Source organism: Cryobacterium sp. TMT4-10 (assembly GCF_004403275.1).
In the GTDB taxonomy this organism is placed as follows: domain Bacteria; phylum Actinomycetota; class Actinomycetes; order Actinomycetales; family Microbacteriaceae; genus Cryobacterium; species Cryobacterium shii.
This window is the reverse complement of the sequence record NZ_SOGU01000016.1, coordinates 1-13233: the sequence shown is the minus strand read 5'-3', so window position 1 is coordinate 13233 and position 13233 is coordinate 1. Positions and strand designations below refer to the sequence as shown.

Sequence of the window (13233 nt, the reverse complement as noted above, 5' to 3'; positions counted from 1 at the left end):
GGCGGGTGTCACCCATCCGAACCTAAAACCGGCCGGTGATCCTAGAATCGGGGTGATCACTCTCGCTTTCAGTGCCCCGCGGACAGGAAGGAACAACGTGAGCTTCACCGCCCCCATCCAGCTGCCCGGTCTCACCCTCGACCCGCGCTGGTACAAGCGCGCGGTGTTCTATGAGGTGATGGTGCGGTCCTTCGTCGACAGCAACGGGGACGGCGCCGGTGACATGGCCGGGCTGATCTCACGGCTCGACTACATGCAGTGGCTCGGCATCGATGCCCTCTGGATCCCGCCGTTTTTCTCCTCCCCGCTCAAGGATGGCGGTTACGACGTGTCCGATTACCGATCGATCCTGCACGATTTCGGCACCCTCGACGAGTTCAAGGAGCTCGTGACCAAGGCCCACGAACGCAATATGCGCATCGTCATTGACCTCCCGCTGAACCACACCTCTGACCAGCATGCCTGGTTTCAGGAGTCCAGGGAACACCCGGAGGGCCCCTACGGCGACTACTACGTGTGGAGCGACACCGATGAGAAGTATCCGGACATCCGCATCATCTTCACCGACACGGAGGAGTCGAACTGGGCTTTCGACGCCGTGCGGCGGCAGTTCTACTTCCACCGGTTCTTCTCGCACCAGCCCGACCTGAATTTCGAGAACCCCGCCGTGCACGAGTCCGTCTTCGAGGTCGTGCGGTTCTGGCTCGACCTGGGCGTGGACGGCTTCCGCCTCGACGCCATCCCCTATCTGTACGAATCGGATGAGGGGAACGGCGAGGGTGAGCCGCCCACCCACGAATTCATCCGGAAGCTGCGCAGGATGGTCGACCGGGACTAGCCGGGCCGGATCATGATCGCCGAGGCCAACCCGTGGCCTCGGGAGGTGGCCGCGTTCCAGGGTTCCGAAGCCGAGCCCAAATGTCACATGGCCTTCGATTTCCCGGTGATGCCCCGCATCTTCTACTCGCTCCGGTCGCAACGGGCCGACGAACTCGTCCGGGTCCTGTCCGAGACGACGGACATTCCTGAGGCCGCCGGCTGGGCCGTGTTCCTGCGCAACCACGACGAACTGACCCTGGAGATGGTGAGCGAGGAGTACCGGCAGGCGATGTACGGCTGGTACGCGTACGACCCACGGATGCGCGCGAACCTCGGTATCCGCCGCCGCCTCGCTCCCCTGCTGGACAATTCCCGGTCCGAGATGGAACTGGCCCACGCTCTCCTGTCCGCCCTGCCCGGCAGCCCGTTCCTGTATTACGGCGACGAAATCGGCATGGGTGACAATATCTGGCTCCCCGACCGGGACAGCTCGCGCACGCCGATGCAGTGGACCCCGGACCGGAACGCCGGCTTCTCGGACGCGAACCCCGGCAAGCTCTAGCTCCCGGTCGTCATGTCGCTCGTCTACCACTACACCCAGACCAACGTCGAGACGCACCTGGCCAAGTCGAGTTCGCTGCTGCACTGGGTGCGCAACGTCATCCATGTGCGCAAGAACCACCCGACCTTCGGTCTCGGATCGATCCGTGTCGTGCAAACGGACCACGAATCGGTGCTCGCCTTCACTCGCGAGTACGCCGGATCGGGGACGAGCTTCGGGGACCAGCCGGAAACGGTGCTGTGCGTGTTCAACTTTTCGCACAACCCCATCGCCGTCCGGATCCAGGATCCCCAGCTGGCCGGGAGCGGCCTCCGCGACGTCTTCGGCGGATCGGTCTTCCCCAGCTTCGACGACGAGGGATCGCTCACTCTCACCCTCGGGGCCCAGAGTTTCTTCTGGCTGCACTGCGGCTGAACGGCGGTCTCCACGGGGCGGCATCATCCGATGACGGCGGTCGGCCCTAGGCTTTCCCCATGAGCAACTGGAGTGATACCCTCGCCGTTTTCGACCTCGAGACGACCGGCATCGATGTGGAGACGTGCCGCATCGTGTCTGCCACCGTGGCCATCATCGATGCGACCGGGCAGGTGCTCGAGCGCGTCGACTGGCTCCTCAACCCCGGGATCGACATCCCGGTGCAGGCCACCAATGTGCACGGCATCACCACCAAGCACGCCGTGCTGAACGGGCGTGACGCTGCCGACGGCGTCGCCGAGATCGTGGCGACCATCCGGGAGCATCTGGCCCGCGGTCTCCCCCTGGTCGCTTACAACGCGCCGTACGACCTGACCCTGCTCAACCGCGAGTGCCTCCGCTATGGGGTGTCGCCGCTCGTCTCACCCTCTCCCGTCGTGGACCCGCTGGTCATCGACAAGGCCGTCGACCGGTACCGCAAGGGAAAGCGAACCCTCGAGGTCACGAGCGCGTTCTACGGGGTCTCCCTGGACGACGCGCATGACTCCGGGGCGGATGCGGTCGCCGCCGGCAGGGTGGCCCAGGCCATCGCCCGGGCGCACGTGAAGACGCTGCCGGTCGAGGTGGGCGACCTGCACCTGCTGCAGGCCCAGTGGTCCCTGCAGCAGGCCGAAAACTTCCAGGCCTACATGCGCCGTGAGCGTGACCCTGCGTTCGTCGCAGCCGGCGCCTGGCCCGAGCGCTAGAAACGACCGAGCGAATACACGCAAAAGGGCGGCCAGCCGAAGCTGGTCGCCCTTTTGCGTGTTACGCCGCGATGGGGTGGGTGTTACTTGCCGAAACCCTTGTACCGCGAGTTGAACTTCTCGACGCGTCCGGCCGAGTCCATGATGCGCTGCTTGCCGGTGTAGAAAGGGTGCGACTCCGACGAGATCTCAACGTCGATGACCGGGTAGGTGGTTCCATCAGTCCACTCGATGGTCTTGGAGCTGGAGACCGTCGAACGGGTAAGGAACGTCGCACCCGACGCCAGGTCGCGGAAAACCACGGGAGCGTACGTGGGGTGAATGTCAGACTTCATGAAGACTTCCTTATTGCTGTTCGATTGGTGAGTTGCGCTTCGATTAGCGAGTTCAGACTCGCCAGTTACGGCAGAAAAAATGTGCGGTCCGAGGACCGACTGTCAAGTTTAGCAGAATCCTGCCGCAGTGAGGGCCATCCGTGGCGGTCAGGCCGCTCGGGCGCCGAAACGCCCGTCGGTCTCGCGCAGCTCGATCGGCAGCCCGAATGATTCGGTGAGGGATTCCGCGGTCAGGGCCTCCGCCAGCGGACCGGCACTGACGACACGGCCCCCGTTGAGCAGCAGCGCATGCGTGAAACCGAGGGGGATCTCCTCGACGTGGTGGGTGACCATGATGATGGCCGGGGACTGCGGCTCGCTCGCATACCCGCCGAGCAGTTGGAGAAGTTCCTCGCGCGCGCCCAGGTCCAGGCTGGCCGCCGGCTCGTCCAGGAGCAGAACCTCAGGGTCGGTCATGACGGACCGGGCGATCTGCACGCGCTTCTGCTCGCCGTCGCTGAGGGTGCCGAACTTGCGGTCGGCCAGCGTGTCGAGCTTCCACTCGCTGAGAACGCGCTGGGCCCGTCGTTCGTCGATCGCCTCGTATTCCTCGGTCCAGCGACCCGTGACCGAGTAGGCGGCCGTCATGACGACGTCGAGGACCTTTTCGTTCGCGGGTACCTTACGGGCCATGGCAGTGGAGGCGAATCCGATCCGCGGGCGGAGCTCGAACAGGTCGGTGCGACCGATCGGCTCTTCGAGCACTTCCGCGCTTCCGCTGGAGGGGTGCACGAGTGCGGCCGCGATCTGCAGGAGGGTCGTTTTCCCGGCGCCGTTCGGGCCGAGAATCACCCAGCGCTGGTCGTCATCAACACTCCAATTCACTGAGTCGAGGATGGTTGTGCCATCCCGGACGACGGAGACGTCGGTGAAGTGAAGAACGTTGACCATAGAGCCATGCTATCTGCCGTGGTGCGGCGCGGGGCACGCAGGCCCGGCGCCGCACCACGCGGATAGCCGTTCTGGGCTCAGTACTTCTGGGCTCAGTACTTCACTTCCAGGCTCAGAGCAGTGACGCGTAGATCTCCCGGGTGCGGGTGGCGATCTGGCTCCAGCTGAACTTCTGTTCCGCACGGACGCGCCCGGCCCGGCCCATTTCGGCGGCCAGCGCCGGGTCGGAGAGCACCTCGATCAGCGTGCGGGACAGGTCGGCCACGAAGAGATCCGGGTCGATGGGCGTCCCGGTTCCGTCGGTGGCCTGGTCGATCGGCACCAGCCGGCCGGTGACACCGTCGGCAACGACCTCGGGGATGCCGCCGGTCGCCGTTCCCACTACCGGCAGCCCGCAGGCCATGGCCTCCAGGTTGACGATGCCGAGCGGTTCGTAGACCGACGGGCAGACGAAGACGGTGCCGGCGGTGAGCACGGCCGCGAGCTCGTGCTGCGGCAGGAGACGGTCGATCCAGACCACGCCGGAACGTTCCCGCTGCAACGCTTCGACGCCCGCGGTGACCTCGGCCATGATGCCCGGGGTGTCCGGCGCACCGGCGCAGAGCACGAGCTGAACGTCCGGCGGGAGGGTCGCAGCGGCGCGGAGCAGGTAGGGCAGGCCTTTCTGCCTCGTGATGCGGCCCACGAAGACCACGGCGGGACGGTCCGGGTCGATGCCCAGCCCCCGCACGACGTCCTCGTCTTCGGTCGGCTTCCACCGTTCGAGGTCGATGCCGTTGTAAACGACCTGCACGCGGGACTCGTCCAGCGCCGGGTAACTGCGGAGGATGTCGCGGCGCATGCCCCCGCTCACGGCGATGACGGCATCCGCGGCCTCGAAGGCCGTGCGCTCGATCCAGCTGGAGACCCGGTAGCCGCCGCCGAGCTGCTCGGCCTTCCACGGCCGGAGGGGCTCGAGGCTGTGCGCCGTCACCACGTGCGGGACTCCGTGCAGCAGCTTGGCGAGGTGGCCGGCGCCGTTGGCGTACCAGGTGTGCGAGTGCACGATGTCGGCACCCTGCACGTCCTGGGCCATCTGGAGGTCCACGCCGAGCGTGGCCAGGGTCGCGTTCGCATCCGCGAGCTCGGTCGGCACATCGTAAGCGAACGTATCGGGGGCGTCCCGCGCTGCGCCGAAGCACCGCACCACCACATCGATGTCGGTGCGGAGGGCTCGAACAAGCTCCGCGACGTGCACGCCAGCCCCGCCGTAAATCTCCGGGGGGTATTCCTTCGTAAGTAGATCGACTCGCATGAGGCAAAGCTAGCGCAGGCTGGCCCGTGACACACCGACACGTGCTGGATCGAGGCATGGAATGGCCCTACTCTGAAGTCATGCAGTCAAAGAAGATCTTCGGAATCGTGCTCGCCGGCGGAGAAGGTAAGCGGCTTATGCCGTTGACCGAGGACCGTGCGAAACCGGCGGTGCCCTTCGGGGGTCATTACCGGCTGATTGACTTCGCCTTGTCAAATCTGATCAACTCCGGGCTCACGCAACTCGTCGTGCTCACCCAGTACAAGTCACACAGCCTCGACCGGCATGTGTCCCAGACCTGGCACGTCTCCGGCGGCCTGTTCAACTCTTATATCGCCTCCGTGCCCGCGCAGCAGCGCCTCGGCAAACGCTGGTTCAGCGGTTCGGCCGACGCGATCCTGCAGAGCCTCAACCTGATCCACGACGAGAAGCCCGACATCGTCGTCGTCGTCGGCGCCGACCACGTCTACCGCATGGACTTCAGCCAGATGATCCAGGCGCACATCGCCTCGGGAGCGGCGGCGACCGTCGCGGCCATCCGTCAGCCGATCGCCCTCGCCGACCAGTTCGGCGTGATCGAGGTCGACGCGGCCACCCCGGATCGCATCCGCGACTTCCGGGAGAAGCCGAAGGACGCCATCGGCCTCGCCGATGCGCCGCATGAGGTCTTCGCGTCCATGGGCAACTACGTTTTCAACACGGATGCCCTGATCGAGGCCGTTCTCCGCGACGGGGAACGTACCGACTCGAGCCACGACATGGGCGGCGACATCATCCCTGACTTCGTGTCCCGCGGCGAGGCGGGGGTCTATGACCTCAAGCTCAACGACGTGCCCGGGTCCACCGACCGCGACCGCGACTACTGGCGCGATGTGGGTACCATCGACTCGTTCTTCGAGGCGCACCAGGACCTGATCAGCGCCCTGCCCGTGTTCAACCTCTACAACCAGAAGTGGCCGATCTTCAGCCAGCAGCTGAACTCGCCGCCGGCGAAGTTCGTGCGCGACGGGCGGGGCTTCCTCGGCACCATGATCGACTCGATCGTGTCCCTGGGCTGTGTCATCTCGGGTGCGCACATCGAACGCAGCGTCCTCGGCCCGTGGGCCGCAATCGATTCCGGTGCCCAGGTCGTCGACTCGATTGTCTTCGACCGGGTGCAGATCAAGGCGGGCGCGACCGTGCGCCGGGCCATCCTGGACAAGAACGTGGTCGTCGCCGCCGGCGCCGAGGTCGGGGTCGACCATGACCGTGACCGGGCCCGCGGGTTCAGCGTCACCGATTCCGGCATCACCGTGGTGGGCAAGGGAGTGCACGTCAACCCGTGACCGGTCCCGCGCGTTTCCTCGTGGTCCTGGACGCCGACTCCACGCTGATCGAGAACGAGGTGATCGAGCTGCTCGCGGACGCGGCGGGCTCGCTGGCCCTGGTCGCCGAGGTGACCGAACGGGCGATGCTCGGCGAGATCGATTTCGCCGAGAGCCTGCGGGAGCGGGTGCGGACCCTCGCGGGTCTTCCCACCGGCGTGTTCGAGGAGGTGGGGCGGTTGGTCCGCCCCACCCTCGGGGTGCCCAATCTGATCGCCGGCCTGCATTCGAACGGGAGTCTGATCGGAGTCGTCTCGGGCGGGTTCCATGAGATCCTCGACCCCCTCGCCGAGACTCTCGGACTGGACCACTGGCGAGCCAACCGTCTCGAGGTGGCCGACGGGCGCCTGACCGGCGGCCTGCTCGGCCCGATCATCGACGCGGCGGCCAAAGCGGCCACATTGCGCGAGTGGGCCGCACTGGAGTGCGTCGCGCTCCCCCAGACCGTCGCCGTCGGGGACGGGGCCAACGACCTGCAGATGCTGCACGCCGCCGGGCTCGGGATCGCATTCAACGCGAAGCCGGTGGTCAGGGAACAGGCCGACCTGGCCATCGACATCCGGGACCTCAGCCAGGTGCTCCCGATGCTGGGGCTGCGCGGTTAGTGCCCCATGCCCAGGCCGCCGTCGACGGGGATGACCGCGCCGGAGATATAGGCGGCATCGTCGCCGGCGAGCCAGGTGACGACACGCGCGACCTCACCCGGTGTGGCGAAACGGCCGGCCGGGATGCTTCGCTTGTAATCGGCCTGCTGTGACTCGGACAGCTGGGCCGTCATGTCGGTCTCGATGAAGCCGGGGGCCACGACGTTGGCCGTGATCCCTCGGGCACCGAGTTCCCGGGTGACCGAGCGGGCCAGACCGATCAGGCCGCTCTTGGACGCGGAGTAGTTGACCTGTCCGGCCGACCCGTGCAGGCCGACCACGCTGGAGATCAGCACGATGCGGCCGAATCGGGCCTTGAGCATGCCCTTCGACGCCCGCTTGACCACGCGGAACGCCCCGCTGAGGTTGGTGTCGATGACCGACGTGAAATCCTCCTCCGTCATGCGCATCAGCAGGGTGTCGCGGGTGATGCCGGCGTTGGCGACGACAACTTCCACCGGGCCCAGGGCGGCTTCGATCTCGGTGAAGGCGGCGTCGATCGAGGCGGCATTGGTCACGTCGGCGCGCACGGTCAGGCTGCCGGCGGGGCCCTCGCCGCTTCTCGCCGTCACGGCCACCCGGTGGCCCTGGCGGACGAACTCCTCGGCGATGGAGAAACCGATTCCGCGGTTTCCGCCGGTGACAAGAACGGTGCGGCCAGTCGTCATTTGCGGGTCCTATCTCTTCCCAGCGAACGAACACCGTGCGCACGTATATTCCAGTTTAGGCGGTGCAGGTCATCGTTCGACGAGACGTAGGCTTAACACGGAAAACTTCACCGACTGACCGAATCGATGGCACTCATGAAACAGCAGTCGATCACCACTCTCCCGCCTTCACCCGATGAGGAGCGGCGATCCCGGATGATCAAGTATTCGATCGCCATGGGCATCCGCATGGTCTGCATCGTGCTGATGCTCTTCGTGCAGGGCTGGTGGCTGCTCCTGTGCGCCATCGGTGCGATCGCACTGCCCTACTTCGCCGTCGTCGTGGCGAACGTGCAGGGCGGGGGCGCCCGTGCCACCGTGGTAAGGCCGGGCGCGATCCAGGTACACCGGCTGCCGGACAAGGATGAGAGCGGAACGTGATCGGGCTCGGAACTGAGCCAGAGAAGACGACGTGCTCCCGGGCTGGATGCCGCGAGGCTGCGGGCTGGCGGGTGGACTGGCGCAATCCCCGCATCCACTCCGCCGACCGGGTCAAGACCTGGCTCGCCTGTGACGAGCACGTCGACTATCTCCGGGATTTCCTGGCCAGCCGGGACTTCCCGGTATCCGTGGTCCCGCTCGCCCCCTCGCCGGAAGCGGAACCGGCGTGACCGGTTGGAGGTTCGCGTTCACCCGGCGCTGGGCCGGCTACCTCGCGGTGACCATCCTCTTCGCCGCGGTGTGCGCCGGGCTCGGGCTGTGGCAGATTGCCCGCCGGGATCAGGCCCTCGCGGAAATCAGAAGGGTGGAGGCCAACTACGGTGCGACACCCGTGCCGCTCAAGGAGGCTCTGCCAACGCGCGGGTCCTTCTCCGAGTCGCAGAAGTGGCTGCCGGTGGAGATGACCGGCACCTACCTGAGCGAGGATGAGCTGATCGTGCGCAACCGCCCGCTCAACATCAACCCCGGTTTCGAGGTACTCACTCCCCTGCTCCTCGCCGACGGCTCCGTCTTCATCGTCGACCGAGGCTGGCTGCCGACCGGGGAAACCTCGGAGGCCCCCGCTTCGGTGCCCAACGCCCCGGCCGGCCAGGTCACCGTCGTCGCGCGCCTGAAGGCCGGGGAACCGTCCCTGGCCGGTCGTTCGGCCCGGGGAAACCAGATCGCCACGATCAACCTGACCGAGGTGGCCGCGCGACTGGACGCCCCGACCTACACCGGGGCCTACGGGCTGATGGCGTCGGAGGATCCGGCCCCGGCGGACCGGCCGGTCGCCGTCACCCGCCCGGTGAAGGACGAGGGGCCGCACCTGTCCTATGCGTTCCAGTGGTTCGTCTTCGCCCTGATGGGCTTCGTGGGGCTGGGCTGGGCCATCCGTCAGGAGTTCCGCAGCGTGAACATCGACGACCCGACCGAGCGAGTGCGGGCTGCAGCTCGGGCGCGCCGCGCGGCTGCTCGTCCGCGCAGCGATTCGGAGATCGAGGACGACCTCATCGACAGCCCGCGTTAAGCGGGTTCACCGCGGTGATCAGGCCAGCGTGAACCGGCCAGGCCGGCGTGAACTGATCAGGCCAGCGTGATGAGGTCGAGGTAGTCCTTGTTCCAGTGGTCCTCGGTGCCGTCCGGCATGATCAGGACCCGTTCGGGGTTGAGCGCTTCGACCGCACCCTCATCGTGGCTGACCAGGACGACAGCGCCGGCATAGTGCGCCAGGGCGTCGAGGATCTCCTCACGGCTGGCCGGGTCGAGGTTGTTGGTCGGTTCGTCAAGCAGCAGAACGTTCGCTCCCGACACCACGATCATCGCCAGGGCCAGTCGAGTCTTCTCGCCGCCGGACAGGACGCCGGCCGGTTTGTGCGAGTCGTCCCCGGTGAAGAGGAACGAGCCCAGGACACGGCGTGCTTCCATCTCGCTGATGTTCGGCGACGAGGACACCATGTTCTCCAGCACGCTGCGCTTGACGTCGATCGTCTCGTGCTCCTGGGCGTAGTAGCCGATCCGTAATCCGTGCCCGGGTACGATCTCGCCGGTGTCTGGCTGGTCCACCCCGGCGAGCATGCGCAGAAGGGTCGTCTTGCCTGCACCGTTGAGACCGAGGATGACGACCTTCGAGCCGCGGTCGACGGCGAGGTCGACGGCGGCGAAGATTTCGAGGGAACCGTAGCTCTTCGAGAGATCGGTGGCCATCAGCGGGGTGCGCCCGCAGGGAGACGGCTCGGGGAAACGCAGCTTGGCCACCCGATCGACGGCTCGCACGGCATCCAGCCCGGAGAGGAGTTTCTCGGCCCGCGCGACCATCTGGTGGGCCGCCGCGGCCTTGCTCGCCTTGGCGCCGAACTTCGCGGCCTGCAGCTGCAGGGTCGAGGCCTTCTTCTCCGCGTTGGCTCGCTCCTTTTTACGCCGGTCCGCGTCGGCAACACGCTGGCGCTGGTAGTTCTTCCAGTTCATGTTGTAGATGTCGATGACCATGCGGTTGGCATCGAGGTAGAAGACCCGGTTCACGGTGTCGCCGACGAGCTCGATGTCGTGACTGATGATGATGCAGCCGCCGCGGTAGTTCTTCACGAATTCCCTCAGCCAGACGACGGAATCGGCGTCGAGGTGGTTGGTGGGCTCGTCGAGGATCATCGTCTCTGCGGCCGAGAACAGGATGCGGGCGAGTTCGATGCGGCGGCGCTGGCCACCGGACAGGGTTCGGAGCTGCTGGTCGAGGATGCGGTCCGGCAGGTTGAGATTGCTGGCGATCGATGCCGCCTCGGCCTCGGCCGCATAGCCGCCGAGGGCGTTGAACTCGTCGGTGAGGTTGCCGTACGTGCGCATCGCCTTGGCGCTGACCTTGGGGTCGTCGCTGCCCATGTCGATCCCGGCCTGGGCGAGCCCGAGCGAAATCGTGCCGAGGCCGCGGGCGTCGAGGATGCGCGTGCGCGCCAGCATGTCCGGGTCACCCGAGCGCGGGTCCTGGGGCAGGTAACCGATCTCGCCGGTGCGGTCGATGGAGCCGTTGGTCGGCACCGTCTCACCGGCCAGCGTCTTGGTCAGCGTCGTCTTGCCGGCACCGTTACGGCCGACCAGGCCGATCTTGTCACCGGCCGAGACCCGGAAACTGACGTCTTCCATGAGCACGCGCGCCCCAACTCGGATTTCGAGATTTTGCACACTGAGCACAGCAATAGTCCGTTCGGGGAGGTCGTGGAATGAGGAGGCCCAGACGGGCCAGCTTTCAAGTATATTTGTTCGTTTGCCCTCCGGAGTCCGCCGAGCTACGAAAGCGCCCCTTGAAGTGACTTGACGAGCCAGTCACGGTACGCCGGTCCGGACCAGCCGAGGTCGGTGACCAGCGACCGGAATGCCTGCGGGTGGCCGAGCGCCCAGATGGCTGCCGCCGCCTCGTGATCGCTCAGCCCGCTGCGCAGACCCCGCCGAGCTCGTAGCGCGGATGCCGCCGACCCGTAGGCGTGGAGCCGCTGGGTGGAACGCCGGATCTCCAGCTTCTCAACGTCCGCATCGACACCGGCCGCTTGAATGATCACCCGGTGCACCGCGGCGGAGCGTTCGTTCGCCGTGACGATGCCGTCGACGAGGGTCCGGATGACGTCCCCTGCGGTGCGCGCCTCCGCGTAGCGCCTCGCGACGGACTCGGGAGCCGGACCCGGGGCGTCAGGACCCGCTGCCGAGAGGTCGAGCACGGCGGAAAGCAGTTCGGCCTTGCCGCCCACGCTGTTGTAGATGGTCTGCACCGCCACGCCGGCCTCCGCCGCGATCGCCGCGATGGAGGTGGGGATATAGCCGCGTTCCAGCATCAGGCGCTGGGCGGCCGCCAGGATCACCGTTCGGGTCGCCACTGATTGAGCCGATCGGCGTGATTCTGCGGGTGTCGGGGCCTCAGACATGTACTTAGATTACCATTCCAATCACTGTAATAGCGTTCCATGTCTGCGATCGGAGCCGTTGATGACGCAGTGTGACCGGTCGGAGGACGCGGACGCGCACCGGCTTCTAGGGTTGCGTCATGACAATTCTGGATACCACTCTTGCCCCGTCCGACCTCTCCGCGGAGCGGGCCGAGCGACTCAGCATCGCCGGCTCCACGTGGCACGACAGCATTGCCGCGGACGCCTCGAATGCCCAGCTGACCTATCGCGTGCGGGGAACCGCCGAGGGTTCGGTCGCCAGCCGAATCACGGCCGGCAAGCATGTTTTCGTGGTCGACGAGCCGGGCGCCCTCGCCGGAGACGACGTCGCGGCGAGCCCGGTCGAGGTGGCGCTCGGAGCGCTCATCTCCTGCCAGGTCGTCGTCTACCGCCTCTACGCCCAGGCCCTGGGTATCCAGGTGGACGAGATCGATGTCATCGCGGACGCGGACCTCGACGTGCGCAATCTCTTCGGCATCGATCAGAGCGTCCGCGCCGGGTTCACCGATGTGCGCCTGACGATCAGCATCACCGGACCGGAATCAGACGAGCGCTACCAGGAACTCCGCTCCACCGTCGATGAGCACTGCCCCGTGCTCGACCTCTTCTCGAACGCCACTCCGGTGTCGGTCACGGTCACCAAGGCTTGACAGCTCGGACTGCGCCAGCAGTGGGCCTGGATTATGATGGGACGGTGAATGAGTCCCTGCCTCTGTGCCCTGAATGCTCCAGCGACCTGACCTACGAGATGGGCGCGCTCCTGGTCTGCCCGCTCTGCGGGCACGAGTGGGCCGCCGAAGCGGCCCCGGAGGCGGAGGCCGCCCCGGACACCACCATCAAGGATGCCTTCGGCTCGGTGCTCGCCGACGGCGACAACGTGACCGTCGTGAAGGACCTGAAGATCAAGGGCAGTTCCACGGTGATCAAGGTGGGCACGAAGGTTCGCGACATCCGCCTGGTGGACGGCGTGGGCGACCACGACATTTCCTGCCGGATCGAGGGTGTCTCCATGCAGCTGAAGTCCAGTGTGGTGAAAAAGGCCTGAGAGCGTGACGCACAACGAATAAGGGGCACCGGAAGATGTCAACCTATGTNGTGCTGGATGGCGCGTGCGTGGCCGTGGTGGACGTTGAACGGGGTGTGCATTCCGATGCCGGAGTGGCGATGTTCACCGTTGTACCAGCCGTAGAATTCGGTGCAGAATGAGCGTGCCTCGGCGAGGCTGTAGAACCGATCGGGGAACTCGGGCCGGTACTTCAAAGTTTTGAAGTGCGACTCGCTGAATGGATTGTCATTACTCGTGTGCGGGCGGGAGTGCGACTTGGTCACGCCCAGGTCGGCGAGCAGAAACGCTACGGGTTTCGACGCCATCGAGGACCCATTGTCGGAGTGGATCGTCAGCTGATCGCGGCGAATGTTCTGCTTCTCGATCGTGTCGAGCAGGAGCCGCTCAGCCAGCTCGGCGGATTCCCGGGTCGCGACCATCCAGCCGACGACGTACCGGGAGTAAATGTCGATAATCGTATACAAGTGGAAGTATGACCATTTGGCCGGGCCCTTGAGCTTC

Annotated in this window: 14 protein-coding genes and 2 pseudogenes; 9 read left to right on the top strand and 7 right to left on the bottom strand. The window is 66.1% G+C overall.

Features of this window, described 5'->3' with window-relative positions:
• The first annotated feature begins 97 nt into the window (after positions 1–97).
• Both treS and E3T42_RS01840 read left to right on the top strand, forming a co-directional pair.
• Positions 98–1795: pseudogene (gene treS, locus E3T42_RS01845) on the top strand (maltose alpha-D-glucosyltransferase).
• A gap of 59 nt (positions 1796–1854) precedes the next feature.
• Positions 1855–2541, top strand: a complete 687-nt coding sequence (locus E3T42_RS01840; RefSeq protein ID WP_134366439.1) for a 3'-5' exonuclease — start codon at positions 1855–1857, stop codon at positions 2539–2541.
• 83 nt (positions 2542–2624) lie between these two features.
• Here the strand turns inward: E3T42_RS01840 and E3T42_RS01835 are convergent, their stop codons facing one another.
• The 3 genes from E3T42_RS01835 to glgA form a co-directional block, all read right to left on the bottom strand.
• Positions 2625–2876, bottom strand: coding sequence for a type B 50S ribosomal protein L31 (locus E3T42_RS01835; RefSeq protein WP_104102169.1), 252 nt, complete (start codon positions 2874–2876; stop codon positions 2625–2627).
• Positions 2877–3023: 147 nt separating this feature from the next.
• On the bottom strand, positions 3024–3806 hold the full coding sequence (locus E3T42_RS01830; protein ID WP_134366440.1) for an ABC transporter ATP-binding protein: 783 nt from the start codon (positions 3804–3806) through the stop codon (positions 3024–3026).
• A 112-nt stretch (positions 3807–3918) separates the two neighbouring features.
• A complete protein-coding gene (gene glgA, locus E3T42_RS01825) occupies positions 3919–5100 on the bottom strand; it encodes a glycogen synthase (protein ID WP_134402363.1) in 1182 nt (393 codons plus the stop codon).
• A gap of 80 nt (positions 5101–5180) precedes the next feature.
• Here glgA and glgC point away from each other — a divergent pair, with 80 nt between their 5' ends.
• Positions 5181–6425 (top strand): glucose-1-phosphate adenylyltransferase, encoded by a 1245-nt coding sequence (gene glgC, locus E3T42_RS01820; RefSeq protein ID WP_134366442.1) that lies wholly within the window; start codon positions 5181–5183, stop codon positions 6423–6425.
• Positions 6422–7069 carry a phosphoserine phosphatase SerB gene (gene serB, locus E3T42_RS01815; RefSeq protein WP_134366443.1) on the top strand — a complete coding sequence of 216 codons (648 nt, stop codon included), beginning with the start codon at positions 6422–6424 and terminating at the stop codon, positions 7067–7069. The genes glgC and serB overlap by 4 nt, the downstream gene beginning before the upstream one ends.
• On the opposite strand, the gene fabG is transcribed toward serB, so the two are convergent.
• On the bottom strand, positions 7066–7776 hold the full coding sequence (fabG, locus tag E3T42_RS01810) for a 3-oxoacyl-ACP reductase FabG (RefSeq protein ID WP_134366444.1): 711 nt from the start codon (positions 7774–7776) through the stop codon (positions 7066–7068). The two genes, serB and fabG, sit on opposite strands and share 4 nt — an antisense overlap.
• Positions 7777–7902: 126 nt before the next feature.
• On the opposite strand from fabG, the gene E3T42_RS01805 reads away from it, so the two are divergent.
• The 3 genes from E3T42_RS01805 to E3T42_RS01795 are packed head-to-tail and all read left to right on the top strand — an operon-like array spanning position 7903 to position 9265.
• Positions 7903–8196 carry a DUF3099 domain-containing protein gene (locus E3T42_RS01805; protein ID WP_134366445.1) on the top strand — a complete coding sequence of 98 codons (294 nt, stop codon included), beginning with the start codon at positions 7903–7905 and terminating at the stop codon, positions 8194–8196.
• The gene (locus E3T42_RS01800) at positions 8193–8426 is read left to right on the top strand and encodes a hypothetical protein (RefSeq protein WP_134366446.1); all 234 of its coding nucleotides are present in this window, start codon (positions 8193–8195) and stop codon (positions 8424–8426) included. The genes E3T42_RS01805 and E3T42_RS01800 overlap by 4 nt, the downstream gene beginning before the upstream one ends.
• The gene (locus tag E3T42_RS01795; protein ID WP_134366447.1) at positions 8423–9265 is read left to right on the top strand and encodes an SURF1 family protein; all 843 of its coding nucleotides are present in this window, start codon (positions 8423–8425) and stop codon (positions 9263–9265) included. The genes E3T42_RS01800 and E3T42_RS01795 overlap by 4 nt, the downstream gene beginning before the upstream one ends.
• Positions 9266–9321: 56 nt before the next feature.
• Here E3T42_RS01795 and E3T42_RS01790 read toward each other — a convergent pair whose 3' ends face one another.
• A complete protein-coding gene (locus E3T42_RS01790) occupies positions 9322–10920 on the bottom strand; it encodes an ABC-F family ATP-binding cassette domain-containing protein (protein WP_134402362.1) in 1599 nt (532 codons plus the stop codon).
• 95 nt (positions 10921–11015) lie between these two features.
• Entirely contained in the window at positions 11016–11597 is a 582-nt protein-coding gene (locus tag E3T42_RS01785; RefSeq protein ID WP_241975768.1) for a TetR/AcrR family transcriptional regulator, read from the bottom strand.
• A 167-nt stretch (positions 11598–11764) separates the two neighbouring features.
• Here E3T42_RS01785 and E3T42_RS01780 point away from each other — a divergent pair, with 167 nt between their 5' ends.
• Both E3T42_RS01780 and E3T42_RS01775 read left to right on the top strand, forming a co-directional pair.
• Positions 11765–12316 carry an OsmC family protein gene (locus E3T42_RS01780; protein WP_134402360.1) on the top strand — a complete coding sequence of 184 codons (552 nt, stop codon included), beginning with the start codon at positions 11765–11767 and terminating at the stop codon, positions 12314–12316.
• A gap of 44 nt (positions 12317–12360) precedes the next feature.
• Entirely contained in the window at positions 12361–12711 is a 351-nt protein-coding gene (locus E3T42_RS01775) for a zinc ribbon domain-containing protein YjdM (protein WP_134402359.1), read from the top strand.
• A 59-nt stretch (positions 12712–12770) separates the two neighbouring features.
• Here E3T42_RS01775 and E3T42_RS01770 read toward each other — a convergent pair.
• Positions 12771–13233, bottom strand: a pseudogene (locus tag E3T42_RS01770) (transposase); the annotation flags it as partial.

Excerpts from the sequence above, each read along its gene's own strand:
- E3T42_RS01840 (WP_134366439.1), top strand. The coding sequence starts at position 1,855 with ATGAGCAACTGGAGTGATACCCTCGCCGTTTTCGACCTCGAGACGACC.
- glgC (WP_134366442.1), top strand. The coding sequence starts at position 5,181 with ATGCAGTCAAAGAAGATCTTCGGAATCGTGCTCGCCGGCGGAGAAGGT.
- E3T42_RS01830 (WP_134366440.1), bottom strand. The coding sequence starts at position 3,806 with ATGGTCAACGTTCTTCACTTCACCGACGTCTCCGTCGTCCGGGATGGC.
- E3T42_RS01780 (WP_134402360.1), top strand. The coding sequence starts at position 11,765 with ATGACAATTCTGGATACCACTCTTGCCCCGTCCGACCTCTCCGCGGAG.
- E3T42_RS01805 (WP_134366445.1), top strand. The coding sequence starts at position 7,903 with ATGGCACTCATGAAACAGCAGTCGATCACCACTCTCCCGCCTTCACCC.
- glgA (WP_134402363.1), bottom strand. The coding sequence starts at position 5,100 with ATGCGAGTCGATCTACTTACGAAGGAATACCCCCCGGAGATTTACGGC.
- fabG (WP_134366444.1), bottom strand. The coding sequence starts at position 7,776 with ATGACGACTGGCCGCACCGTTCTTGTCACCGGCGGAAACCGCGGAATC.
- E3T42_RS01835 (WP_104102169.1), bottom strand. The coding sequence starts at position 2,876 with ATGAAGTCTGACATTCACCCCACGTACGCTCCCGTGGTTTTCCGCGAC.